Here is a 24,693-nt window from a genome sequence, read left to right on the forward strand (position 1 = left end):
GTTCCGAGGACTGCACCATGACCCGTAAAATCGCACTGATCACCGGCGCCAGCCGTGGCTTGGGCAAAAGCACCGCCCTGCATCTGGCCGCGCAAGGCATCGATATTGTCGGGACCTACTACAGCAAGGCCGATGAGGCCCAGGCGGTTGTCGCCCAGATTGAACAACTTGGTGGCCGCGCCGCCATGTTGCAATTGGATGTGAGCCAGAGCGCCACCTTCGACGGATTTGTCAGCCAGGTCGGCCAGGTCTTGCAAGCGCATTTCGCCCAGGCGCATTTCGATTTCCTGATCAACAATGCCGGTATCGGTACACACGCCAGTTTTGTCGAGACCACCGAGCAACAGTTCGATCAAATGGTCGCAATCCACCTCAAGGGCCCGTTCTTCCTGACCCAGAAGTTGTTGCCGCTGATTGTCGATGGCGGGCGCATCATCAATATTTCCAGCGGCCTGGCCCGCTTCAGCCTGCCAGGCTATGCCGCCTACGCCTCAATGAAAGGCGCGGTGGAAGTGCTGACCCGCTACCAGGCCAAGGAATTGGGTGCGCGGGGCATCAGCGTCAACACCCTGGCCCCAGGCGCCATTGAAACCGACTTCGGCGGCGGTGCCGTGCGCGATAACGCCGGCATCAATGCCTTTGTCGCCAGCAACACGGCCCTGGGTCGGGTCGGTTTGCCGGACGACATTGGCGGGGCGATCTCCACGCTGCTGGCCGATGGCAGCAAATGGATCAACGGGCAGCGTATCGAGGCCTCGGGTGGGATGTTCGTCTGACCCTCACGCTTGCTCTGGCGCACGTTGCTGCAGGAACTTTTCCCGCAGCACGTCGTAGCCCCAGTGGTACACATAGGTGTACGGCAGGAAGAACAGCAGCACGCCGATATCCAGGATAAACGCCTGCACCAGGCTGATGTTCAGCCATACGGCAATCAGCGGTACGGCAAACAGAATCAGCCCGCCTTCAAACAACAAGGCGTGCAATACCCGGGTCTTGCCGCCGTTAGCCAGTTGCAGGCGCGCCTTGAGGCGGTCGAACAGGCTGTTGAAAATGATATTCCAGGTCAGCGCCAACAGGCTGATGCCCAGGGTCACCGCGCCCATTTCCAGGGCCGGCCGGCCAGTGATCCAGACCAGCAGCGGAGTACAGATCAACAAGGCCAGGCCTTCAAAGCCAAGGGCCTGGAAAACGCGTTCGGTAATGGACTTGGTGGTGTTCATATGCCTTGCTCTATGAATGTCGAGGGTTGCCATCCTCTACCTATAAACCGATACTTCATAATCAATAACCATCGATCAAGGCGATAGATGATGGCCTCTCATGAAGTGTTGCAAGCGTTTGTGCAGGCGGCGACCCAAGGCTCGTTTTCTGCGGCGGCGCGCAAGCTGGGCAAGAGCCAATCCACCATCAGTGCAGCGGTGGCCAGCCTGGAAATTGATCTGGACGTGGTGCTGTTCGACCGCAGCAGCCGCAAGCCAAGCCTGACCCCGGCCGGGCATGTCCTGCTGCAACGGGCCGAGCAGGTGCTGGAGGCCAGCAGTCGCCTGGAGCTTGCCGCCAGCCAGTTGTCCCAGGGGCTGGAGCCCAAGCTCAGTATTGCCATGTCCGATACCTATCAGTCCGGGCGCTTTGAAACCGCCCTCAGTGCCCTTGAGCAGCGCTATCCGGACCTGGAACTGGAGTGGTTGATTGCCGAATGCGAAGACCTCATCGCCCTGGTACAAAGTGGGCGGGCGCAGCTCGCGTTTATCGAAGCCCAGGAGGTCTACCCGCCAGACCTGACCCACGCCACCGTCGAGGAGCGCGCGCAACTTGCGCTGTTTGTTTCCCCGCTGCATGTACTGGCCAGCCTCGATGGCATCGATCAGCAGATCCTGCAACAACACCGGGAACTGCGCCTGGCAAGCATCATCAACCCCAATGAAAACCGGCCGAGCGGACGGGTCTGGTCCGCCCCCAGCTTTTTGATGCTGATGGAAATGGCCATCCTCGGCTTTGGCTGGGCGCCCTTGCCGCGTTGGTTGGTGGAACGCTTCGCCAATGGCCAACTGGTGGAGCTCCAGGCTCGCGGCTGGCCACGCTCGGTGGCGGTGGATGCCTTGTGGTCACGACAACAGCCGCCGGGCCCGGCCGGCAGCTGGTTGCTGGAAAAGATGCTCGAATAACCCCTGTAGGCACCGGCTTGCCGGCGATAGCGGCCGTGAGATCGTCATCGCCGTCAAGCCGGCGCCTACAAGGGGGGGTTGGTGCAGGTGGCCAGGCGGCGTTCGAGCAAGCGTCTTTCCGGGGCCTGGTGGGTCAAGGCCAAAGCTTTTTCGTAGGCCTGGCGCGCCTCTTTCATACGCCCCAGTTGCCGATAGAACTCCCCACGCGCCGAATGCGCCAGGTGGTAATCCAGCAACTCGCCACGCGCCAGGATGCCCTCCACTTGCCGCAACCCGGCCAATGGTCCATCGCGCATGGCCAGGGCGACAGCACGGTTGAGTTCGATCACCGGGGACGGCAGCATCCTGCGCAGTACGTCATACAGGCCGACAATCTGTGACCAGTCGGTCTGGGCCGCACTGGGTGCCTCGGCGTGCACCGCCGCAATCGCAGCTTGCAGGCAATAAGGGCCAAAACGCCGGGTGGCCAGGGCCTGTTCCACCAACGCGCAGCCTTGAGCAATCAACGATGCATCCCACAGCGTGCGGTCCTGCTCCTCCAGCAGCACCAACTCGGCAGCAGGCGATAGGCGGGCCGGACGTCGGGACTCATGGAGCAGCATCAACGCCAACAGGCCCATGACTTCCGGTTCCGGCAGCAACTCCAGGAGCAGGTGGCCCAGGCGTATGGCCTCGCGGGTCAAATCGTCACGGGTCAGGTCGGCGCCCATGGAGGCCGAATAGCCCTCGTTGAACACCAGGTAAATCACGCGCAGTACGCTGTCCAGGCGCTCGGGCAACTCCACCAGCCCTGGCACTTGAAAGGGGATTTTCGCCTCACGGATCTTGCCCTTGGCCCGCACAATGCGCTGGGCGATGGTGGCCGGTGTGGCCAGGAACGCCCGGGCAATTTCCTCGGTGCTAAGGCCACAAATCTCACGCAGGGTCAGTGGCACCTGGGCATCTGCCGCCAGCGCCGGATGGCAGCAGGTGAAAATCAGGCGCAGGCGATCGTCTTCCACGTCTTCGGTACTCCAGTGCGCCGCTTCCAGCGCATCGGCCTGCCCCTGCAGCAACGGGGTGAAACGGGCCTGGCGCCGCAGACGGTCGATCGCCTTGAAGCGCCCGGTCGACACCAGCCACGCCCGCGGGTTGTCGGGCACGCCGTCCTGCTGCCAACGCTCGACCGCAACGAAGAACGCCTCATGCAGGGCCTCTTCGGCGAGGTCGAAATCGCCCAGCAGGCGAATCAGGGTCGCCAGGATACGCCGCGACTCGCTGCGGTAGAGCGCCTCGACCCGGGCCTTGACCGTCAATCAGGCATGCTCTGGGTCACCAGGGTCACCAGCCGCTCCAGGCTCTCGCCCCAGCCCTGATGAAAGCCCATGGCTTCGTGGGCCTGTTTGTCGGCCTCACTCCAATGCATGGCGCGGGCGGTGTAGCGGGTCTTGCCCTCAAACTCCTCGAAGGTCACTTCGGCGCTCATGAACGGTTTACCTGATGGAATCCAGCCAGGCACAAACGCATCGGTAAACACCAGGCGGCGCGGCGCGTCGATCTCCAGGAACACGCCCTGGGTCGGGTACTCGCTACCATCCGGCGCGCGCATCAGGGTGCGAAACAGGCCACCGACCCACAGGTTCATTTCGCACTCCGGCGTGGTCATGCCGTGGGGGCCCCACCATTGCTGCAACAGCGCAGGTTCGGTCCAGGCGCGGAACACCCGGCTCGGTGGCGCGTCGATCACGCGGCTGATGGACAGTTCAAATGCAGCGGGTTGAGTTTTCATGGGTAAACCTCTTGAGTCTTGTGATTGTTGGGTTCAGAGATTCAATTCACGCACGGGACGCACTTCCACACTGCCGACCCGCGCCGCCGGGATGCCGCCGGCCACCTGCAGCGCCTCATTCAGGTCCTTGGCTTCGATCAGGTAGAAGCCGGCAAGCTGCTCCTTGGTCTCGGCAAACGGCCCATCGGTGATCGCCAGCTTGCCATTGCGCATGCGCACCGTGGTGGCCCTGCTCACCGGTTCCAGGGCCTCGGCCACGAGCATGCGGCCACTGCGGTGGACCGTTTCGGCGTAGGCGTGGCACTCCTCGTCCCTGGGACTGTCAGGCAAGCTGTGCAGCAAGGCTTCGGCGCTATAGACCAGGCACAGGTATTTCATGGCGTCCTCCGTTTTCGGACTAGTGACTATAGTTGGCAGCGCTCAAGGTTTCAGGTCGAACAGACCGGTGCCGGTTTCCATATCGAAGGGCGCGGACCAGTGCTCATGCACCACCCGCCATTGCCCGTTGATCCGCTGATAACCGGCGGTGACACGCATCCAGCAGGTTTTAAGCACCCCGTCCGGCCCGGAGCCGCCGCAGTGGGCAAGCCAGTGGGCAAAGGCGCTGTCGTCGGCAGCCACGATATGCAGTTCATGGAAGTCAAAAACACCGGGCCCCGGGCAACACTCCATGCAGGCCTGCCAATGGGCGCGATAGGCCGCCTTGCCTTTGAACTGCAGGGCAGTGACTGCATCGAACGCGACGATATCGTCGGCGTAAAAGCTGACAATCTGCTCGACGTCCTTGGCGACGACGGCTTGTTTCCATTGCTCGATCAGGGTGTTGATTGCAGTGCTCATGGCGATACTCCTCGGGTGGAAAATCACGAAAGAAAGACAGCCTTAGTCGACTGGGCAGCCGGCTAATCGACAAGCCTACGAAAAATAATTTCGCCAGGGGCAAAACCGCTAGAATTTGCGACTTCCCTGTAGGACTTCGGATATCTGCCCGATGGAAACTCGCCTCGCGCCCTATGAGACGCTGACCGCTGCACAGCAACAGCGACTCGGCACCCTCGAAGTCCATCCCGAGCAACTGCCCTATAGCGGCGAGATCGACTGCGCACTGAACAGCCTGCTGGTCAACCCCAGCCCTGGTATCAAGGGCTTCGCCCTGCTGGCCGATGACATTCCCGTGGCCTTCCTGTTGCTCAAGCGCCCGCCTTGCCTGCCCCATTGGGCCGACGCACACAGCGCCACACTGCATGCCTTGCAAGTCGATCGTCACCAGCAGGGCCGGGGCTTCGGCAAGGCCTGCCTGCAAGCCCTGCCCGCCGCCGCCCGCCTGGCCTGGCCGCAGATCCGCGCCTTGGAGTTGTCAGTGGACAGCGACAATGTGGCGGCGATGGGCTTGTACTTGCAGCAAGGCTGGGTAGACCGGGGCGAGGCCTATAAGGGGCGGGTGGGCTATGAGCGGCGGTTGGCGTTACTGTTTTGAACACGGACAAGGAGATCCCCATGCTAAGCACCCTGGACCAGCTCGAGACCCTCTACGGCAAGCCTCACGAGCGTGCCCTGCGCAAAGAGATTGCGTTTCTCAATGAGGATTACCAGGCGATGGTCAAAGCCTAGCGGCTGGTAATTGTGGTGCAGGTGCAAGCAGCGTATTTCCACTGCTCCAAAGCCTTTGTCCGTGCCGACTGCTGGAACCCGGACAACCACCTGGAGCGCTCGGCGCTGCCGTCAGCGGGGGCCTTTCACAAGCGCTTGAATGATGGGCAGTTTGATGCCGAGGCCTATGATCGGGAAATGCCGGAGCGGGTAAAAAACAGTCTCTATTAAACGCCCGGTACACCAGCCGGATGCATATTGTCTACTGTAAGCCTTCACAGCTATGCGGATTTTACCCATTGGCTTTTACTGATATGCCAAGGTTTTCGCTCATCATTTACGATGAGCAGGCATGGAAACTCATAACTTCCACTATGGAGAATATCCATGAGTATTCCGTCGAACAGCAATACGGTAAACGCCGCAGGAGGCCCAGATCTTTCCTTCGGGAACACAACCCCTAAAGACGGCTCCGTGATCACGACTGAGTCCGGAGGACTTTCTCGCGCACTCAGTGATGGTTCATTTATTACCGCCGGCGTGGCTTACATCGAAAGCAAAAGGTTTATCGCCGTCACCAAACACAACCCCACAGGAGAACTGGATACCAATTTCGGAGTTTGGTACACGCCGACCACAGACTTTGTCACCCTCGTTAACTTGATCATCCAGCCTGACGGAAAGCCTCTGCTATTGGCAGCCCTTGGAAACGAACAAACAGCGTTCATTACTCGATTTAATTCAAACAACGGCCAAGTGGATTTGTCGTTTGGAGTCAACGGCACAACAGTACTGGACAACTCGCTTTACACCGTTTTAATCCCAAGAGGCGGTCTAGCGGTGCAAGCTGATAACGCTATCATCTGTGTATTCCACGACAACACAGACAGTTTTATCTACCAACTTAGCAGCAGCGGCGAACTGACCAACTTTGGAAATACTGAACCGATCAAAGCTCCCAACACCCAACTCAACACAATGCTGGTCACCAACAGCGGTTTTGTCATTGCTGGATCTGCTGCAAGAAAAGCGCACATCATCGGGCTTCTGCACGACGGCCAACTGGACAGTAGCTTTGGTAACAACGGTATTGTCGAACTGCAATTTTCAAACAATAACGACAAGCAGGTCACTGCACTGGCCAAGGGGCAAAATGGCCAAATCGTTGTCGTAGGAGGCACTTACACTCTCCCACCGCAGGTGAACTTCGTCGCCAGTCTACTTGCCAACGGCCAGCCCAACTCGCAATTCCATCAAGGAAAACCGCTTGAGAGCAGCACCCAACATGGAAGCTATACCAGCGTGGCAGTCCAACCTGATAGGAAAATTGTTGTGCTAGCCCGCCTGGGTGTTGGCAATCTCATCCAACTGATAAGGCACACCCTGGCCGGCCAGTTGGACCCCACCTTTGGTACTGGAGGCGTTGCCGAAGCGTGGAGAGACCCGCAGGGAAGACCTTTGCCCTCCGGCATCAATTTTGTGGAGTGGGTAGAACCCAGTAAAACATTGCAAAGCAGTGGCATTTTGAGCACGACAACTGCATCTTTTATTGGCCGACTGCTCAGTCAATAGCCGTATCGGCTGAGCGGCCAACGCCGCTCAGCCGTGTGGCCTCAAGCCGGCACTACGGGCAGCCAGATTTCCACGGAGCCGGTCCCCTTATCCACGTCGAAGTCGGCGCTGTAGCGCTCGAAATCCGGCCCGGCGACCTTGTAGCCCGAAGTCGGCAACCACTCGAACATGATCCGCTCATAGGTCTGCGACAGCGCATACACCGGCCCATAGTGCGCGAAGACCGCATAACGATTGGCCGGCACTTCAATGGACTCAAAGTTGCCCGGCACATCACGCTTGGCCGGCACTTCGACCCCGGCGATGTAATCAAACTCTTCTTGGGTGGCGTTGTAGCAAACGCCGTAGGTCACGCCGCCAATGCGTTTCTCGATGTCCTTGATGCAGGTGTCGAACAACTCCCACAACTTCGGAATGTCCCCCAGCGTAGCCTTGCCGTAATGACCGCCGACCCCGGCGATCACCATGGCCTTGCCCTCTTCCATACGGGGTTCCAGGGGTAGCGTTGCCTGTTGGTTCATCTGCACAATCTCCATGGGTGAGTGACCAAAACCGTACCGAGTATAGGGGGATACGCACTTCACACTCCACACGGAAAAATTTCCTGCGCCATCTGGACAACGGGCTGTCATCGCCCGTATCGTCTGCCCCGCAGGCCACCGCAGTGGCCGACGTCGCTCGGACGGTTCCGGGCGCTTACGTATTCCGAGGCCACAATGGCAGACCAAGGTTCTGCGCGCCGCTTTGCGCGCATAGATCGACTCCCCCCTTACGTGTTCAATATCACTGCCGAGCTGAAGATGGCTGCGCGTCGGCGCGGCGAAGACATCATCGACTTGAGCATGGGTAACCCCGACGGCCCGACTCCACCGCATATCGTGGAAAAACTGGTGACCGTTGCCCAACGCGAAGACACCCACGGTTACTCCACCTCCAAAGGCATCCCACGCCTGCGCCGGGCGATTTCGCGCTGGTACAAGGACCGCTATGAGGTGGATATCGACCCGGAAACCGAGGCCATCGTGACCATCGGTTCCAAGGAAGGCTTGGCGCACTTGATGCTGGCCACCCTGGATCAAGGCGACACGGTGCTGGTGCCCAACCCCAGCTATCCGATTCACATCTACGGTGCCGTGATTGCCGGCGCCCAGGTGCGCTCGGTGCCGTTGATTCCCGGCGTGGACTTCTTCGCCGAGCTGGAACGGGCGATTCGCGGCTCGATCCCCAAGCCCAAAATGATGATCCTCGGTTTCCCGTCCAACCCCACCGCACAGTGCGTGGAGCTGGACTTCTTCGAGCGGGTGATCGCCCTGGCCAAGCAGTACGACGTGCTGGTGATCCACGACCTGGCTTACGCCGATATCGTCTACGACGGCTGGAAAGCGCCGTCGATCATGCAGGTGCCGGGCGCCAAGGACATTGCCGTGGAGTTTTTCACCCTGTCCAAGAGCTACAACATGGCCGGCTGGCGTATTGGCTTTATGGTTGGCAACCCGGAGCTGGTCAACGCCCTGGCGCGGATCAAGAGCTACCACGACTACGGCACCTTCACCCCGCTGCAAGTCGCGGCGATTGCCGCGCTGGAAGGCGACCAGCAATGTGTGAAGGACATTGCCGAGCAGTACCGCCAGCGCCGCAATGTGCTGGTCAAGGGCCTGCATGAACTGGGCTGGATGGTGGAGAACCCGAAGGCGTCGATGTATGTCTGGGCGAAGATTCCCCAGGCGTATGCCGCCATGGGCTCGCTGGAATTTGCCAAGAAACTGCTGCTGGAAGCCAAGGTGTGTGTGTCACCGGGGATCGGCTTTGGCGAGTATGGCGATGATCATGTGCGCTTTGCGCTGATCGAGAACCAGGACCGCATTCGCCAGGCGGTACGCGGGATTAGGACAATGTTCCGGGCGGATGGCCTGGTCCACAAAGCCTGACCGGTCAAACTGTAGGAACCCAATCACTGTAGGAGCTGGCTTGCCGGCTCCTACAGGGACCGCGTTCCGTCAGTGACGGGTTACACCACCAACGACAGCAACATGATAAAGCCCAGTGCCACGATGGACAGGATGGTCTCCATCGCCGTCCACGTCTTGAACGTCTCGGCCACGGTCATGTTGAAGTACTGCTTCACCAGCCAGAAACCTGCATCGTTGACGTGCGACAGAATCAACGAACCCGCCCCCGTTGCCAGCACCAGCAACTCCAGGTTGACTCCAGGCACCATCCCCACCACCGGCACCACAATGCCCGCGCCGGTAATGGTGGCCACGGTCGCCGAGCCGGTGGCAATCCGAATCACCGCCGCCACCAGCCACGCCAGCAGGATCGGGTTGATCTGCGCCGTCACCGCCATATGGCCGATCACGTCACCCACCCCGCTGGTCACCAGCATCTGCTTGAAACCACCCCCTGCACCGATGATCAGGATGATCGCAGCGGTAGGCGCAAGGCTGGCATCCAGCAGCTTGAGGATCTGTTTGGAATGGATACCCTGGCGATGGCCAAAGGTGTACAGCGACAGCAGCAAGGCCAGGAGCAAGGCACTGATCGGGTGGCCGATCATGTCCATCCAGTTGCGCACGATATGGCCTTCGGCCAAGGCGATGTCGGCAAAAGTCTTCAGCAACATCAGGAACACCGGCAGCAGCACGGTGATCAGGGTGATGCTGAAGCTTGGCAGGTTTTTGGTGTCGGACTCGCGGGCCAGTTGGTCCACCAGTTCCTGGGACGGGTTGCCAGGGATGTACTTGGCAATGAACGTACCGAAGATCGGCCCGGCGATGATGGCGGTCGGCAAGGCAACGATCAGGCCGTAGAGAATGGTCTTGCCGATATCCGCGCCAAACACGCCGATGGCCAGCAACGGCCCCGGGTGCGGCGGCACCAGGCCATGAACCGCCGACAGGCCGGCGAGCAGCGGGATGCCGATCTTGATCAGCGAGACCCCGGTGCGCCGGGCAACGATAAACACCAGCGGGATCAGCAACACAAAGCCGATCTCGAAGAACAGCGGGATGCCCACCAGGAAGGCCGCGAACATCATCGCCCACTGCACCTTTTCCTTGCCGAAGGCACGGATCAGGGTTTGGGCGATCTGATCGGCACCGCCGGATTCGGCCATCATCTTGCCGAGCATCGTACCCAGCGCCAGGATTATCCCGACAAAGCCGAGCACGCCGCCGAAACCGTCCTGGAAGGCCTTGATGATCTTGTCCACGGGCATGCCCGAGGTCAGGCCCAGGAAGCCTGCGGCGATGATCAGGGCAATAAAGGGGTGGACCTTGAACCGGGTGATCAAGACGATCAACCCGATGATGGTGACTACTGCATCGAGCAGCAGGTAGGACTCATGGGACATGCCAAACATGGGGGTCGTCTCCTGTTTGTTGTTGTTATTAAAGCGGGTGTTGAATTTCGTGCCGTCGGATAGCGCTATCTTTCGGCCAAAAAATCATCGGGAAGGTTCAAAGCCGTGGGCCAGCCACCAGGCGTGGGTCTGTGCGGCCAGGTCCTGGATGCTGTCTTCACTGGCATTGAGGGCCAGGGTCAGCGGCTCGCCGATGGGCGATTCGAGGGTGGCGAACTGGCTGTCGATCAGGCTGGCCGGCATGAAATGGCCGGGGCGATGGGACACCCGGTCGGCGGCCACTTCGCGGGTCAGTTCGAGGAAGACAAACCCCAGGCCCGGCGCGGCCTCACGCAGGTGATCGCGGTATTTTTTCTTCAACGCCGAACAGGTCAGCACCGGATGCTCGCCGGCCTTGAGCGCGCGGCGCAGCTCATCGCAGAGGATGTCGAGCCAGCCGGCACGGTCGTCGTCGTTGAGGGGATGGCCTGCGCTCATCTTTTCGATATTGGCGGCCGGGTGAAAGCTGTCGCCTTCAATGGCCGTGGCGCCGTTCAACAGGCACAGGGCCTCGCTGACACTGGACTTGCCACAGCCGGAAACACCCATGATGACCAGGGCGGTAACAGGTTGACTCATGAAACACCTCAGGACGCAGATAGCGCTACCTTTGCACGGCCTAAGGCTAGTGCAAAAACAGGCTTTTCCCGCGCCTAATTGTCATTTTTATGGAGTGACGCGTGCATCCTCTCCAACTGTTTGTGCAAGGATCAGGCAACCCTTTGCGCAAGTATTTGCAGGCCTTTGGAGACAGCGCTACCTTAGTGCCTCGATTTTTGTTTGGCAAGCCGCCTGATGACCTCCAAGAACGATAAAAATACCCGCACGACGGGTCGCCCTACCCTTAACGAAGTGGCCCGCCTGGCGGGCGTCAGCCCGATTACCGCCTCCAGGGCCCTGCGCGGCATCAGCACCGTGGCCACCGAACTGGTGGAAAAAGTGCAGAAAGCCGCGGCCGAGCTGAACTACGTGGTCAACCCGGCCGCCCGCGCCCTGGCCTCGGCGCGCAGCCAATCGGTGGTAGTGCTGGTGCCCTCGCTGTCCAACCTGCTGTTCATCGAAACCCTGGAAGCCATTCACCAGGTGTTACGGCCCAAGGGCTTCGAAGTGCTGATCGGCAACACCCACTACTCCAGGGACGAAGAAGAAAACCTGTTGCGCAACTACATGGCCTATCAGCCACGGGGCTTGTTGCTGACCGGCTTTGACCGTACTGAAAGCGCCCGGCGCATGGTGGAATCGAGCAATGTGCCCTGTGTGTACATGATGGACCTGGACCCGGCTGCCGGGGTCAACTGCGTCGGGTTCTCGCAGATCAATGCCGGCGAAACCGCTGCCGCGCACTTGATCTCCCGGGGCCGCAAGCGCCTGGCCTATGTCGGCGCACAACTGGACCAGCGCACCCTGCTGCGTGGCGAAGGTTTCCGTCGCGCTCTGCAACAGGCCGGGCTCTATGACCCGGCGCTGGAACTGCTGACACCGCGCCCTTCTTCAGTGGGCCTGGGTGGAGAGCTGTTCCTGCAACTGCTGGCCAGCCACCCCGATGTGGACGCGATCTTCTTCGGCAACGACGACCTGGCCCACGGCGCCCTGCTCGAAGCCTTGCGCCATGGAATCAAGGTACCCGAGCAAATCGCCGTGCTGGGCTTCAACGACCTGCCCGCGTCCAGCTTCATGGTGCCGCGCCTGAGCAGCATCAGCACCCCGCGCGAAGCCATTGGCCGACGCGCAGCAGAGCATTTGCTGACGGTGATGGCAGGCAACAGGATCGCCAGGCCGGTGGTGGATATGGGGTTTGAGTTGAAGGTGCGCGAGAGTACCTAACCCGGCCTGCCGCATGCGGTCGATGTGGGAGCGGGCGTGCCCCCGATAGCGTACGTTGAGGCAAAACAGCTATCGGCGGGTACACCGTTATCGCCGGCACGCCGGCTCCTACAATTTTTTACTGCGCGCGCCTGGCCGCTGCTAAATTGCCCAACTCATACCAGCCAGGGAAGCACCATGGGACACGCGCTGAAGATCTTGGGTCGCACTTCGTCAATCAATGTACGAAAAGTCCTATGGACCTGCCAGGAACTAGGCATCGTCTACGAACGGGAAGACTGGGGCATCGGTTTCACCCCGACCCAGTCCCCCGAATTCCTCGCCCTGAACCCCAACGCCCAGGTGCCGGTGATCATCGACGACAACGGCGTGTTGTGGGAGTCCAACACCATCTGCCGCTACCTGGTGGGCCTGCACCAACGCCACGACCTGCTGCCCGCCGCCCCCGCGCCACGGGCCGGGGTCGAGCAATGGATGGACTGGCAGGCCACCGAGCTCAACCCATCCTGGGGCTATGCCTTCCATGCCCTGGTGCGCCAGAACCCGGATTTTCAGGACCCGCAACGGATTGCCGCCGGCGTGCGCGGCTGGAACGACAAGATGGGGTTGCTGGAACAGCAGTTGATCAAAACCGGCGCCTATGTGGCCGGTAACGCGTTCACCCTCGCCGATATCCTGGTCGGCCTGTCAGTGCACCGCTGGCGGATGACGCCCATGGTGCGCCCGTCCTACCCAGCGGTGGACACTTACTACACCCTGCTCAGCCAGCGCCCGGGTTTCCAGGCGTTTGCCCTTGACGGTCACAACTGAGGATTGCTCGATGAAAGGACTCAACGTACTGCTCACCGGCGCGTGCGGCAGAATCGGCAAGACATTTTTCGTAGCGTCGAAAGATCGCTACCGCTTTACCCTCACCGATCGCGTCGAACCCGATTTTGCCCTCGACGACCATCACTTCGTGCAGGCCGACCTGAACGACAAAACGGCCCTGGCCGCGTTGCTCGACGGCATCGACGTGATCATGCACCTGTCGGGCATCCCCCATGCCAGCGCCACCTTCGACGAACTGCTGCCCAACAATATCCTCGCCACCACTTATCTGTTTGAAGCCGCCGTGGCCGCCAACGTAAAACGCCTGGTCTTCGCCAGCAGCGCCCAAACCATCGAAGGCTATCCGGTGGACCGACAAATAACCCCGGGCATGCCGGTGCTGCCGGCCAACCTGTATGGCGTGAGCAAGTGCTACGGCGAAGCGCTGTGCGGGTATTACGCCGCCAAAACCCCACTCTCCACCATCGCGTTGCGCATTGGTGCCTTTGAGTTTGCCGAAACCCACGACCTGAACAACGCCCGCGACCTCAGCGCCTGGCTCAGCCCACGGGATGCCGTCCAGCTGTTGCAGCGCTCGGTGGAAGCCGAGGGGGTCAAGCACCTGATCGCCCACGGTATTTCCAATAACCGCTTCAAACGCCTGGATTTAAGCGAGACCACACGGGTCCTGGGTTATCAACCGGTAGATGATGCGTTCCAGCTATTCGAGATTCCCATTACCTACTGAAGCCAATGGCCGCCTATGGCAAACATTGGCCGTTGGCAGCCCAGCTTTTGCCTCGACAATGACCTCATAGCCAATAAATCCGGGGGCTTTAGTTCCCGGCACGCTAATTGCTGAATCCTGTGAACCGTTCAAAACCACAGGTGCCCGATCATGTTGGTCAATACCCAAGTCTCTTCCGTGATCCAACAGTCCAAACGCCCCGACCTGGACCCGGCCAACGCTGCCGCCAGTGCGCTGTACAGCGGCGTGATGCAGAACGTGCAGAACGCCGCCGCGGCAACCCAGGTGCAAGCCACGCAAAAGGCCACCGACACCACGGCCAATAACGTGGATGCCGCCTTCGCCAGGACCCGCCTGCAACTGCAAGCAACACCGCCGACCAGCGCCACGCCAAAAACCGAGGCCAATACCCTGGCCCGCACAGAATTCAATGACTATATGAGCAAGACGCCGGCCGAGCGTATTCGCGATCAGATCCTCAAGGAAAAGGGCCTGACCGAGGAGGATGTAAAAGCGATGCCTATCGAGCAGCAGAACGCCATTGCCCTGGAAGTGGCTGATCGCCTGAAAATGCAGGCCGCGCAGCAGTTCGCCGAAAAGACTGCCGATCCGCAGATCAAGGCGGTCAAAGACACTCTGGCCGCGATCTAACCTTTGTAGGAGCCGGCTTGCCGGCGATAACGGCCTAGAGATCGCTATCGCCGGCAAGCCGGCTCCTACATGGTTATTGCAGTTGCAGGGTGGAGTTGAACTGGCCGATGGCATCCACCACATGCCGCGAGCCTTCCTGGATCTCCAGGATCACCTGCCCCGCTTCATTGGCCAACTCCACCCCCAGCCCGGTACGGCTCAGGCTCGACTGCATGCTCGATACCGCGCTCAGGGACAAGTCGTGGTTCTTGCGCACCACATCGACAATCTCAATCGTCGCCTGGCTGGTACGCGCCGCGAGGCTGCGCACCTCATCCGCCACCACTGCAAAGCCACGCCCGTGCTCACCGGCCCGTGCGGCTTCAATGGCCGCGTTAAGCGCCAGCAGGTTGGTTTGATCGGCAATCCCGCGAATGGTCTGGACGATGGTGCCGATAATGTCCGACTGCTTGCTGACCGCATCGATGCTCAGCGCCGCCTCATTCAGGTCACGGGAGATTTCTTCGATGATCTGCACCGTCTGTTGCACCACTTGCGACCCCTTGCGGGCGCAGGCGTCGTTCTGCACCGAGGTGGCGTGGGCCGAATCGGCAGCGGTACGCAAGGTGGTGACCTGGTCGGTGATATCACTGGCGAACTTCACCACTTTGTACAGGCGGCCGTTGGTATCGAAGATTGGGTTGTAGGAGGCTTCCAGAAAGAGCGTCTGGCCATGCTTGTTGCGCCGTTCAAAACGATGGGAGTGGAACTCGCCTCGGTTGAGCGAGGCCCAGAACGCCTTGTAAGCCGGCGATTCCACCTCGGCGCGGTGACAGAACATGCTGTGGTGCTGGCCAACGATTTCACCGAGGGAATACTGCACCGTCTTCAGGAAGTTCTGATTGGCATTGAGGATCTGCCCCTGGGGCGTGAACTCGATGACTGCCATGGAGCGGCCAATGGCATCGATCAGGCTCTGGTTTTCATGTTCACGGTGGATTCGTTCGGAAATATCCGACGCCACCTTGATCACGCTCTGCACCTGCTTGTCCGGGCCCAACACTGGCATGTAGCTGGCCTCCAGCCACACCTCCTGACCACTTTTGGTCAAGCGCATGAACGTGCCACTGATGGGTTCGCCCTGGGCCAGGTCGCGCCACAACTTGGCGTAGGCATCGCTGCGGTAGTAGGACTCTTCACAGAAGATTCGATGGTGTTTGCCGCGCACTTCCTCGGCGCTGTAACCCATGGTCCTGCAGAAGTTTTCGTTGGCATCCAGTACCACGCCGTCGCGATCGAATTCGATCATCGCCATGGAACGACTGATGGCCGCCAGCTTGGCCTGGGCCTGGGTCAGCGCGCAGGAAAAACGCTCGATTTCCAGCAGGTCGGATTTGTGGTGGAGGTTAAACATGATCGGATCACCTTCAGCGCTGTCTTTGAATGACGGTTAGTTCTTGGATTTGACCCAGTACAACTTTCCACAAAACAGGCAAACGCAGCTGTCCAGAGACAGGACAAGTGTCAGGCGATAGATAAATGATGGCTAATCGGAGAGTCCATGAGGCAACACTCGTTTCAAGGCATCCTTTTCTTGATGGCCCCATCCGGGGCCCGCTTTAACCGACACACGTAAATCCATTTAACCTGAAACTCCTTATTTCCCGGCGCTTTGACATACGCACTCATCTATTCACAGTTTGTATAGTGCTTATCAACCACTATGCAATCGACCACCCGAAACGCTTCATATTGCAAGCGACATAAGTGGTTATGGGTGAGCATAGACAGGGCTTGGCGCTATGCAAGGCCAGTAATCAGCCAGTATTGAGGAACAGGTGCTGGAGGGGGCGTGCGGGGGATGTCAGTGCGCATCTATTATGCCGTGTAGGGGCAAGCTTGCTCACGAAGAACCTGAAAGTGTCGCGTTTAACCTGCAAAACACGCGCTAACCTTAACGCCCTTCGCGAGCAAGCTCGCTCCTACCGTGAAGTACTCAGTGACCGAACAAGCCTGTCTCGGCCTTCTTGGCTTTTTTGTCTGCGCGTTTTTCATCGGCGGTCTTTGCCGGTTTCTTCTTCGCGGCTTTCTTTGAATCCATACCTTTGGCCATGCTGCATGCTCCACTAACAGAGGAAGTAACAAGGGGTATAACACCTATTGTCCAACAGAAGGCGCTTTGCCCGATTTATAATCCCCGGCCCTTGATCACACCTGTCAAACCACCATGCCCGAGTTGCACATCGATCTCCTGGCTGCGCCCCTGTGGCCGCTGCTGAACAAGTTCTACCGCCGCCACAACTCACCGATGAAAGCCCTCAAGGGCGGCCAATTGTGGGTGGCGCGCAATAGCGAGATCGTCGCCGGGCTGTGTCTGAGCCCCGTGGTTGGCGGCCAGTGGCTGACCGGGCTGTTTGTCGATCCGGCGGTACGTGGGCAAGGGCTGGCGGCGCGGCTGGTCGCGCAAGCCATCGCCCCTGTGGAAGGCACGGTGTGGCTGTTGTGCCATCCGGACCTGGAAGGGTTTTATGCAGCCCAAGGCTTCAGCCAGCAGACCGTGTTGCCACAGTCGCTGGCCGAGCGCCTGGTGCGCTATAAGCGCAACAAACCGATGATTGCCATGGGCTTGTGCCGCCAGGGTTAGTCGTCGGCGGCCGGATCCATGTCCGGGAACATCACTTCGATAAACCCGAACTTGCTGAAGTCGGTGATCCGTGAGGGGTATAGGCGGCCAATCAGGTGGTCGCACTCATGCTGCACCACCCGCGCATGGAAGCCTTCGGCAATGCGCACAATCGGCTCGCCCTTGGGGTCAAACCCCTCGTAGCGAATCTGCTGGTAGCGGTCCACCGCACCACGCAACCCGGGCACTGACAGACAACCTTCATAACCCTCCTCCAACACCGGGCTCAGCGGGGTAATCAGCGGGTTGATCAGGATGGTCTGAGGCACCGCAGGGGCATCCGGGTAGCGCTCGCTGCTCTCAAAGCCGAAGATCACCAGTTGCAGGTCGACACCCACCTGCGGCGCGGCCAGGCCGACACCGCCCACATGCTCCATGGTCTGGAACATGTCGTCGATCAGTTGCCACAGCTCGGGGCTGTCGAACATTTCCGGCGGCACCGGTGGCGCGATACGCAGCAAGCGCTCATCGCCCATTTTCAGGATTTCACGAATCATCGGTCAGGCTTCATCAGTGGTGGGTTTGGGAAGCGAATGGTCCCGGCCAAGGCCCGAGACGTGCTGTTTTTCATCGGGGTGGTGTTCGCCAAAGTCCTTTTCCCCCGGATCCTTGCCTTCGGCAGACATATGCTCGATCACCGCATTCATCTCCGCGCCCAGCAACAATACGGCGGCGGAAATGTAGAAGTACAGCAGCAGAACGATGATCGCGCCGATGCTGCCATACATGGCGTTGTAGTCGGCGAAGGTCTTGACGTAATAGCCAAAGCCCAGTGAAGCAACGATCCAGACCACCACCGCCAGTACCGAGCCTGGCGTGATAAAGCGAAACTTCTGCTTCACGTCCGGCATCACGTAGTACATCAAGGCCACAGCAAACATCAGCAGGATCACGATCAAGGGCCAGCGCAGGATGGTCCACAGCGTGACCACGAATTCCTGCATGCCAATCTGCCCGGCCAGCCACTCCATCACTTGCGGCCCCAGGACCATCAGCGCAGCGGCGGCCAGCAACATGCCGGCAATGCCCACGGTATAGAAAATCGACAGAGGGAAGCGTTTCCAGATCGGTCGGCCTTCCACCACATCGTAGGCGGCGTTCATAGCACTCATCATCAGGCGCACACCCGCCGAGGCGGTCCACAGTGCGATGACGATACCCACCGATAACAGTCCACCCTTGGATTGCTGCAACTGGTCGATCACCGGGTTGACTTGCTCCAGGGCCTGGGGCGGCAACACCAGTTCCGATTGCAGGCGCAACCAACTGAAGAAGTCCGGCAGGTGCAGGAAGCCGATCAGGGCAATCAGGAACAGCAGAAAGGGGAACAGTGAAAACAGCATCTGGTAGGCCAGTGCCGAGGCGTAGGTGGGCATCTCGTCGTCGATGAACTCTGTGACGGTGCGCATCAATACGCGGTGCAGCGGCAGATCTTTTAATACCGGAAAAATCATAGCGTCTCCTTTCGCCGCAAAAAGGTTGAGTTCGTGGGCGACTCAGGGGCCGTTTTCTACATCAAGGTAGCCCATTTGACGACCTTGAAACAATTTCGAAACTTTTACCATCGGGCATGACATAAAAACGGCCATCCGTAGATGACCGTTGTACTGCATGTTGGCAGGCGTCTGAATCAGGCTTTGTCGACCGTATTCTTTACCGCATCCTTGACCTTGCCAACCGCTTGCTGGGCCTCGCCCTTTTTCTCTTGAATCTTGCCTTCAGCCTGCAGCTTGGTGTTGTCAGTGGCTTTGCCAACGCCTTGCTTGATGTTGCCGATAGCTTCGTTCACTAAACCTTTTGCCTTATCCGCTGTGCTGCCCATGGTATTTCTCCGTAAGAACAATCAAGGGTTTTGGTCATTACGTAAGGGTTGACCCTGGGTCTTTGCGCAGAGTTTCAATTATTTGCGTAAGGCATTTCATCACCCAATACAGGTTTGGCTTTATGTTTTGCGGCCAACCCCCGAGAATGCCCGGCAGATTCAGGCTCAATCGCTGAATAACAGATCCCGTAGGAAGGTTATGAAACTCAATAAATCACAGGCCATCGCCCGCAGAAACCTGGAACTGGGCGGTGCCGTGCTCGGCGTCAACAACTGCCACTTCACCGACCTGGACCGCAAGCGCAATATCTGGTGGTTCGACCTGCCGGTGGCGCGCATTGCGGTTGGCCAGTACGAGTGGATTCACTTGTTGATGCACAATGCCGAGACCGACCAGCTGCTGCATCTGAAAGTGCCGACGGTGTTCCTGCGTGAAAAGCTTGAAGGGTTGGTGGTACGTAATGCGGGCAAGCGCAAGCCGGAGATTACCCTGGAGCTGAGCGCGGATAAGGATTCGTTCCTGAAAGATGTGCGCCCGGCTGGGGCAGGTGTGGGCTTCGCGCAGTTCGCCCTGTAGCCCCCTTCCCTGTAGGAACCGGCTTGCCGGCGATACGGTGGGTCAATTTGCATCCCTGACACAGGCACACTGCCATCGCCGGCAAGCCGGCTCCTACAGTTGGATCGCATTTCAAATAATGGGATCAGCGCCAATAAAAAGCCCCGCATTCGCGGGGCTTTTCGTTTACTTCTTCAGGCCAAGCTTCTTCAGCTCTTCATCACGCAATTCACGCCGCAGGATCTTGCCCACGTTGGTGGTCGGTAGCGCTTCGCGGAATTCGACAGCCTTCGGCACCTTGTAGCCAGTGACGTTGGCACGCATGTGCTCCATCACCTGCTCCTTGGTCAGGCTCGCACCTGGCTTGACCACAATGAACAGCTTGATGTGCTCGCCCGACTTTTCGTCCGGCACACCAATGGCCGCGCATTGCAGCACGCCTGGCAGGCTTGCCAGCACGTCTTCCAGCTCGTTGGGGTAGACGTTGAAGCCCGAGACCAGAATCATGTCCTTCTTGCGGTCGACGATGCGCATGTAGCCGTCTGGCTGGATGACTGCAATATCACCGGTCTTCAACCAACCTTCGCTGTCGAGGACTTCGGCGGTGGCGTCTTCACGCTGCCAGTAGCCTTTCATCACTTGCGGGCCCTTGACGCACAACTCGCCGATTTCACCCAGGGGCAACTCGACGCCCTCGTCGGAGATGACCTTGCACAGGGTCGAAGGCACCGGAATGCCGATGGTGCCGATCTGGATATTCTGGATCGGGTTGACCGTGGCCACCGGGCTGGTCTCGGTCATGCCATAACCTTCACAGATGCTGCAACCGGTGACGGCTTTCCAACGCTCGGCCGCAGCCAGTTGCAGGGCCATGCCGCCCGACAGGGTGACCTTGAGCGCCGAGAAGTCCAGCTTGCGAAAGCCTTCGTTGTTGCACAAGGCAACGAACAGGGTGTTCAGGCCGACAAAGCCGCTGAACTTCCACTTCGACAGCTCCTTGACCATCGCCGGCAGGTCGCGCGGGTTGCTGATCAGGATGTTGTGGTTGCCGATCAGCATCATCGCCATGCAGTGAAAGGTGAAGGCATAGATGTGGTAAAGCGGCAGCGGTGTGACCAGGATTTCGCAACCTTCATTGAGGTTGGAGCCCATCAGCGCCTTGCACTGCAGCATGTTGGCGACCAGGTTGCGATGGGTCAGCATCGCGCCCTTGGCCACGCCGGTGGTGCCACCGGTGTATTGCAGCACCGCCACGTCTTCGCTGGCAGGACTGGCATCGATGACTGGCTGGCCATGCCCCTTGGCCAGGACGTCGTTGAACTTGATCGCCTGGGGCAAGTGATAGGCCGGGACCATTTTCTTCACGTACTTGATGACGCTGTTGATCAGCAGCCGCTTGAGCGGCGGCAACAGGTCAGCCACTTCAGTGACGATCACATGCTTGACGCCAGTCTTGGGCACGACTTTTTCGGCCAGGTGCGCCATGTTGGCCAGGCAGATCAGGGCCTTGGCCCCGGAGTCGTTGAACTGGTGTTCCATCTCCCGCGCGGTGTACAGCGGGTTGGTATTGACCACGACCAGGCCCGCACGGATCGCACCGAACACCGCGACCGGGTATTGCAGGAGGTTGGGCAATTGCACGGCGATTCGATCACCGGGCTGCAAGTCGGTATGCTGTTGCAGGTATGCGGCAAAGGCACCGGACAGTTCGTACAGCTCACCGTAGGTGATTGTCTTGCCCAGGTTGCTGAAAGCCGGTTTATCGGCGAAGCGCTGGCAGGACTGTTTCAGTACCGCCTGAATATTTTGATACTCGTCTGGATTGATGTCTGCAGCAATCCCGGCGGGGTACTTATCCTTCCAAAAGTCTTCGATCATGGAAGCCCACTCCTCAGCGACGCGAATTCATTCACCGCATTTGATGCGATTATTATTTGTGTGTGTTTTTTTAGGTGATTCTGGCTGTTTCAAGCAGGCCGAGAGGTCACAAAGCGCGCCGAGAGTAGCAGCTTTGCAAAGGGCCGCCTAGAGCCAAAAGAGGGCCCTACAGTCATAAACATGACTCAAGAATATCCAGTAGTCATTTTTAGAGCAAAAATTCTATAAGCCCTGAAACAGCTCTATTTTGCGGAGCTACACGACAAATGTAAGAGCTGGCTTTTCAGCGATGCAGGCACTTCGGTCCATCAGATACACCGAGGTGATGCTATCGCTGGCAAGCCAGCTCCTACACAAGCCTCCTACATTCAGGTCAGGCTATGTCGCGCAGCTCTCTGCGCAAGATCTTGCCTACCGGCGTCATCGGCAGCGAGTCCCGCAACACAATATGCTTGGGCACCTTGTAGCCAGTGAAGTTGGCCTTGCAGTAAGTCTTCAGCTCTTCAAGGCTGACGCCCTGGGCGCGTGCCACCACAAACAGTTTCACCGCCTCGCCGGTACGCTCGTCAGGCACGCCGATCACCGCACAGTTGGCGACGTTCGGGTGGGCCATCACCACGTCTTCGATCTCGTTGGGGTACACATTGAAGCCCGAGACGATAATCAGGTCCTTCTTGCGGTCGACAATGCGCACAAAACCATCCGGGTCGATCACCGCAATATCACCCGTCTTGAGCCAGCCTTCGGCGTCCAGGGTCTCAGCGGTGGCCGCCGGCTGCTGCCAGTAGCCCTTCATGACCTGCGGGCCCTTGATGCACAATTCGCCCCGCTCGCCCAGCGGCAACTCCACGCCATCGTCATCAACGACCTTCATCGCCGTACCCGGCACCGGAATGCCCACGGTGCCCAGGCGCGATTGATCACCGTAAGGGTTGGTACTGGCCACCGGAGACGTCTCGGTCAGGCCGTAGCCTTCGCCAATGGAACAGCCGGTGACCTGCTTCCAGCGTTCGGCGGTGGCCTTGACCAGGGCAGTGCCGCCGGAGTTGGTGATCTTCAGGTGGGAGAAGTCCAGGGTCTTGAAATCAGGGTGTTCCATCAGCGCGACAAACAGCGTGTTGAGCCCCAGCAGCCCGGTAAACCGCCACTTCTTCAGTTCCTTGATAAAGCCGCCAATGTCCCGTGGATTGGTGATCAGCACGTTGTGGTTGCCGGTCACCATCATGCACATGCAGTTCGCGGTGAAGGCATAGATGTGGTACAGCGGCAGCGGCGCGATCATCACCTCCTGCCCTTCCTTGACCAGCGGATGACCGTCTTCGCGCAGTTGTGACATGCAGGCCCGCACCTGCTGCATGTTAGCCACCAGGTTGCCGTGAGTGAGCATGGCGCCCTTGGCCAGGCCGGTGGTGCCGCCGGTGTATTGCAACACCGCGATGTCATCGAGGGTCACCGGATGGCGGGTCACGGCCAAGCCTGCGCCCATGCGCAAGGCACGCTTGAACGAGACCGCCCGGGGCAGGCTATAGGCCGGGACCATCTTCTTCACTTTGTCGACCACGGTGTTGATCAGCCAACCCTTGGCGGCGGGCATGAAGTCGCCCATTTTTGCTTCGATCAGGTATTCGATCTCGGTGTCGGCCGCCACTTCCTGGACCCTGGAACCAAACAGGTTGAGGTAGACCAGGGCACGGATGCCCGCATCCTTGAATTGATGGCGCATTTCCCGTGGGGTGTACAACGGGTTGGTGTTGACCACCACCAGTCCGGCGCGCAAGGCGCCGAACACGGCAATCGGGTAATGCAGGACGTTGGGCATCTGCACCGCAATACGGTCGCCCGGCTTCAGATCGGTGTGGTGTTGCAGGTAGCCAGCGAACGCCGCGCTCTGGCGCTCCAGGTCGGCGTAGGTCAGGGTGATCCCCATGTTGCTGAATGCCGGACGGTCGGCAAAGGCTTTGCAGGAACGTTCGAAGACTTCGATCACTGACTTGTACGCCGACAGGTCAAGCTCGTTGGGAACGCCTGCTGCGCGTTTGTCATTCCAGAAATCAGGTTGCATTATTCTTGTCCTCTGCCTGAGTGTGCCCGACCGCATTCCAAATGCTGATGGGAAGCGGAGCTTCGGGGACGTTAGCAGTTATGGCCAAACAGGCAAATACACAAAAACGTGTCATTGATTGTATGAATCTTGTCCCTGAGGCCAAGGCTGATCAGACGCCGTCCCACGGATGAGCTATACACTGCAACGACCCTGAGCAAAGGAAGCGCCATGAACCACACCCATTTCTGGCTGACCGCGAATGACCGAAGCCGCCTGTACGTCAATCAGTGGCTGCCGGATGGGTCGCCAATCGCACGGGTGATGCTGGCCCATGGCATGGCCGAGCACGGCGGTCGTTATGCGCGCCTGGCCCAGGCTCTGTGTGACGCCGGCTACGGTGTGTACGCCCTGGACCTGCGTGGCCATGGCCGTACCGCCGATGAAGGCACCCTGGGCCTGTTTGCCGAACGCGATGGCTGGAACAAAGTGGTGGGTGACCTGGCTGCGCTCAACCAGCACATCGGCCAGCAAGCCCCTGGTGTACCGATCATTCTGCTGGGCCACAGCATGGGCAGCTACATCGCCCAGGCGTATCTGCTGCACCACAGCGCCAGCCTGCATGGCGCGATTCTCAGTGGCTCGAATTTCCAGCCGGTGGCCCTGTACCGTGCAGCCCAGTTGATCGCCAGGGCCGAGCGCCTGCGCCAGGGCCTGCGAGGGCGCAGCGCGCTGATCGAATTCCTGTCGTTTGGCTCATTCAACAAGGCCTTCAAACCCAACCGCACAGCATTCGACTGGTTGAGCCGCGATCCGGACGAAGTGGACAAGTACATCAACGACCCCCTGTGCGGCTTTCGTTGCACCAATCAGCTGTGGATCGACTTGCTCGGTGGCTTGCAGCAAATCAGCAAAGCGTCCAATCTCAAACAGATCGATCCGGGCCTGCCGATCCTGGTGATGGGCGGTGAATGTGATCCGGTCAGCGAAGGCAAGCGTCTCACCAGCCTGGCCAACGCCCTGCGTGATGGCGGCTGCCAGAACCTGCAATTGAACATTTACCCGCAGGCGCGACACGAACTCTTCAATGAAACCAACCGCGACGCCGTCACCGCCGATGTGCTGGCGTGGCTAGCCCAGGCCGTAAACCGCCGCCGGCCGGCGCGCTGCGAGTGATCGAGTAAATATTTTCGTTTAAAATCAACG

At 59.4% G+C, this 24,693-nt stretch carries 26 protein-coding genes and 2 pseudogenes; 13 read left to right on the forward strand and 15 right to left on the reverse strand.

Annotated features, from left to right (window positions below):
* Positions 1–17 precede the first annotated feature (17 nt).
* Entirely contained in the window at positions 18–776 is a 759-nt protein-coding gene (locus HZ99_RS09805; RefSeq protein ID WP_038442711.1) for an SDR family NAD(P)-dependent oxidoreductase, read from the forward strand.
* A gap of 3 nt (positions 777–779) precedes the next feature.
* On the opposite strand, the gene HZ99_RS09810 is transcribed toward HZ99_RS09805, so the two are convergent.
* Positions 780–1,220 carry a multidrug/biocide efflux PACE transporter gene (locus HZ99_RS09810; protein ID WP_038442714.1) on the reverse strand — a complete coding sequence of 147 codons (441 nt, stop codon included), beginning with the start codon at positions 1,218–1,220 and terminating at the stop codon, positions 780–782.
* A 90-nt stretch (positions 1,221–1,310) separates the two neighbouring features.
* Between HZ99_RS09810 and HZ99_RS09815 the strand changes: the two genes are divergently transcribed.
* Positions 1,311–2,165, forward strand: a complete 855-nt coding sequence (locus tag HZ99_RS09815; protein WP_038442717.1) for a LysR family transcriptional regulator — start codon at positions 1,311–1,313, stop codon at positions 2,163–2,165.
* A gap of 65 nt (positions 2,166–2,230) precedes the next feature.
* On the opposite strand, the gene HZ99_RS09820 is transcribed toward HZ99_RS09815, so the two are convergent.
* Genes HZ99_RS09820 through HZ99_RS09835 form a run of 4 tightly spaced genes read right to left on the reverse strand, consistent with a single transcriptional unit; the run spans position 2,231 to position 4,773 of the window.
* A complete protein-coding gene (locus tag HZ99_RS09820; RefSeq protein WP_038442724.1) occupies positions 2,231–3,460 on the reverse strand; it encodes an RNA polymerase sigma factor in 1,230 nt (409 codons plus the stop codon).
* Entirely contained in the window at positions 3,457–3,933 is a 477-nt protein-coding gene (locus HZ99_RS09825) for an SRPBCC family protein (protein WP_038442726.1), read from the reverse strand. Before HZ99_RS09825 ends, HZ99_RS09820 begins: the two co-directional genes overlap by 4 nt.
* Before the next feature lie 33 nt (positions 3,934–3,966).
* The gene (locus HZ99_RS09830; protein ID WP_038442729.1) at positions 3,967–4,311 is read right to left on the reverse strand and encodes a YciI family protein; all 345 of its coding nucleotides are present in this window, start codon (positions 4,309–4,311) and stop codon (positions 3,967–3,969) included.
* Positions 4,312–4,353: 42 nt separating this feature from the next.
* Entirely contained in the window at positions 4,354–4,773 is a 420-nt protein-coding gene (locus HZ99_RS09835) for a YybH family protein (protein WP_038442731.1), read from the reverse strand.
* 151 nt (positions 4,774–4,924) lie between these two features.
* Here HZ99_RS09835 and HZ99_RS09840 point away from each other — a divergent pair, with 151 nt between their 5' ends.
* The 3 genes and pseudogenes from HZ99_RS09840 (at position 4,925) to HZ99_RS09850 (ending at position 7,095) form a co-directional block, all read left to right on the forward strand.
* Positions 4,925–5,410: a GNAT family N-acetyltransferase gene (locus tag HZ99_RS09840; protein ID WP_038442732.1), complete on the forward strand. Its 486-nt coding sequence runs from the start codon at positions 4,925–4,927 to the stop codon at positions 5,408–5,410.
* Positions 5,411–5,430: 20 nt separating this feature from the next.
* Positions 5,431–5,754, forward strand: a pseudogene (locus tag HZ99_RS27725) (hypothetical protein).
* Positions 5,755–5,910: 156 nt separating this feature from the next.
* Complete coding sequence (locus tag HZ99_RS09850) at positions 5,911–7,095, forward strand: hypothetical protein (protein WP_038442733.1); 1,185 nt, start codon at positions 5,911–5,913, stop codon at positions 7,093–7,095.
* A 41-nt stretch (positions 7,096–7,136) separates the two neighbouring features.
* Here the strand turns inward: HZ99_RS09850 and HZ99_RS09855 are convergent, their stop codons facing one another.
* Complete coding sequence (locus HZ99_RS09855; protein WP_038442735.1) at positions 7,137–7,616, reverse strand: GyrI-like domain-containing protein; 480 nt, start codon at positions 7,614–7,616, stop codon at positions 7,137–7,139.
* A gap of 195 nt (positions 7,617–7,811) precedes the next feature.
* Between HZ99_RS09855 and alaC the strand changes: the two genes are divergently transcribed.
* Positions 7,812–9,023: an alanine transaminase gene (alaC, locus tag HZ99_RS09860; protein ID WP_038442736.1), complete on the forward strand. Its 1,212-nt coding sequence runs from the start codon at positions 7,812–7,814 to the stop codon at positions 9,021–9,023.
* Positions 9,024–9,103: 80 nt separating this feature from the next.
* Here the strand turns inward: alaC and HZ99_RS09865 are convergent, their stop codons facing one another.
* Together HZ99_RS09865 and HZ99_RS09870 are read right to left on the reverse strand one after the other, a co-directional pair.
* The gene (locus tag HZ99_RS09865) at positions 9,104–10,456 is read right to left on the reverse strand and encodes a GntP family permease (protein WP_038442737.1); all 1,353 of its coding nucleotides are present in this window, start codon (positions 10,454–10,456) and stop codon (positions 9,104–9,106) included.
* 84 nt (positions 10,457–10,540) lie between these two features.
* Positions 10,541–11,074 (reverse strand): gluconokinase, encoded by a 534-nt coding sequence (locus HZ99_RS09870; RefSeq protein WP_038442739.1) that lies wholly within the window; start codon positions 11,072–11,074, stop codon positions 10,541–10,543.
* Between the two features lie 213 nt (positions 11,075–11,287).
* Here HZ99_RS09870 and HZ99_RS09875 point away from each other — a divergent pair, with 213 nt between their 5' ends.
* The 4 genes from HZ99_RS09875 (at position 11,288) to HZ99_RS09890 (ending at position 14,528) form a co-directional block, all read left to right on the forward strand.
* Positions 11,288–12,319 (forward strand): LacI family DNA-binding transcriptional regulator, encoded by a 1,032-nt coding sequence (locus HZ99_RS09875; protein WP_162473198.1) that lies wholly within the window; start codon positions 11,288–11,290, stop codon positions 12,317–12,319.
* A 177-nt stretch (positions 12,320–12,496) separates the two neighbouring features.
* On the forward strand, positions 12,497–13,129 hold the full coding sequence (locus HZ99_RS09880; protein WP_038442742.1) for a glutathione S-transferase family protein: 633 nt from the start codon (positions 12,497–12,499) through the stop codon (positions 13,127–13,129).
* Positions 13,130–13,139: 10 nt separating this feature from the next.
* A complete protein-coding gene (locus HZ99_RS09885; protein WP_038442743.1) occupies positions 13,140–13,877 on the forward strand; it encodes an NAD-dependent epimerase/dehydratase family protein in 738 nt (245 codons plus the stop codon).
* 150 nt (positions 13,878–14,027) lie between these two features.
* Positions 14,028–14,528 (forward strand): hypothetical protein, encoded by a 501-nt coding sequence (locus HZ99_RS09890; RefSeq protein ID WP_038442745.1) that lies wholly within the window; start codon positions 14,028–14,030, stop codon positions 14,526–14,528.
* Between the two features lie 73 nt (positions 14,529–14,601).
* Here HZ99_RS09890 and HZ99_RS29555 read toward each other — a convergent pair whose 3' ends face one another.
* Together HZ99_RS29555 and HZ99_RS29560 are read right to left on the reverse strand one after the other, a co-directional pair.
* The gene (locus tag HZ99_RS29555; RefSeq protein ID WP_404942453.1) at positions 14,602–15,171 is read right to left on the reverse strand and encodes a methyl-accepting chemotaxis protein; all 570 of its coding nucleotides are present in this window, start codon (positions 15,169–15,171) and stop codon (positions 14,602–14,604) included.
* Positions 15,145–15,921, reverse strand: a pseudogene (locus HZ99_RS29560) (PAS domain-containing protein); the annotation flags it as partial. The gene HZ99_RS29555 and the pseudogene HZ99_RS29560, both read right to left, overlap by 27 nt.
* Positions 15,922–16,734: 813 nt before the next feature.
* Here HZ99_RS29560 and HZ99_RS09900 point away from each other — a divergent pair.
* The gene (locus HZ99_RS09900) at positions 16,735–17,151 is read left to right on the forward strand and encodes a GNAT family N-acetyltransferase (RefSeq protein ID WP_038442748.1); all 417 of its coding nucleotides are present in this window, start codon (positions 16,735–16,737) and stop codon (positions 17,149–17,151) included.
* Here the strand turns inward: HZ99_RS09900 and def are convergent.
* The 3 genes from def to HZ99_RS09915 all read right to left on the reverse strand — a co-directional run bounded on the left by def (position 17,148) and on the right by HZ99_RS09915 (position 19,012).
* The gene (gene def, locus HZ99_RS09905; RefSeq protein ID WP_038442750.1) at positions 17,148–17,687 is read right to left on the reverse strand and encodes a peptide deformylase; all 540 of its coding nucleotides are present in this window, start codon (positions 17,685–17,687) and stop codon (positions 17,148–17,150) included. The genes HZ99_RS09900 and def overlap by 4 nt on opposite strands.
* Before the next feature lie 3 nt (positions 17,688–17,690).
* Positions 17,691–18,644, reverse strand: coding sequence for a YihY/virulence factor BrkB family protein (locus HZ99_RS09910; RefSeq protein ID WP_038442751.1), 954 nt, complete (start codon positions 18,642–18,644; stop codon positions 17,691–17,693).
* 176 nt (positions 18,645–18,820) lie between these two features.
* Complete coding sequence (locus tag HZ99_RS09915; protein WP_038442753.1) at positions 18,821–19,012, reverse strand: CsbD family protein; 192 nt, start codon at positions 19,010–19,012, stop codon at positions 18,821–18,823.
* Between the two features lie 199 nt (positions 19,013–19,211).
* Between HZ99_RS09915 and HZ99_RS09920 the strand changes: the two genes are divergently transcribed.
* On the forward strand, positions 19,212–19,589 hold the full coding sequence (locus HZ99_RS09920; RefSeq protein ID WP_038442754.1) for a hypothetical protein: 378 nt from the start codon (positions 19,212–19,214) through the stop codon (positions 19,587–19,589).
* A 165-nt stretch (positions 19,590–19,754) separates the two neighbouring features.
* Here HZ99_RS09920 and fadD1 read toward each other — a convergent pair whose 3' ends face one another.
* Together fadD1 and fadD2 are read right to left on the reverse strand one after the other, a co-directional pair.
* Positions 19,755–21,446 carry a long-chain-fatty-acid--CoA ligase FadD1 gene (gene fadD1 / locus HZ99_RS09925; protein ID WP_038442756.1) on the reverse strand — a complete coding sequence of 564 codons (1,692 nt, stop codon included), beginning with the start codon at positions 21,444–21,446 and terminating at the stop codon, positions 19,755–19,757.
* Positions 21,447–21,819: 373 nt separating this feature from the next.
* Complete coding sequence (gene fadD2, locus HZ99_RS09930) at positions 21,820–23,508, reverse strand: long-chain-fatty-acid--CoA ligase FadD2 (protein WP_038442757.1); 1,689 nt, start codon at positions 23,506–23,508, stop codon at positions 21,820–21,822.
* 210 nt (positions 23,509–23,718) lie between these two features.
* Between fadD2 and HZ99_RS09935 the strand changes: the two genes are divergently transcribed.
* Complete coding sequence (locus HZ99_RS09935; RefSeq protein WP_038442758.1) at positions 23,719–24,663, forward strand: alpha/beta hydrolase; 945 nt, start codon at positions 23,719–23,721, stop codon at positions 24,661–24,663.
* Positions 24,664–24,693: the final 30 nt, after the last annotated feature.

The organism is Pseudomonas fluorescens, from assembly GCF_000730425.1.
Classification (GTDB): domain Bacteria; phylum Pseudomonadota; class Gammaproteobacteria; order Pseudomonadales; family Pseudomonadaceae; genus Aquipseudomonas; species Aquipseudomonas fluorescens_X.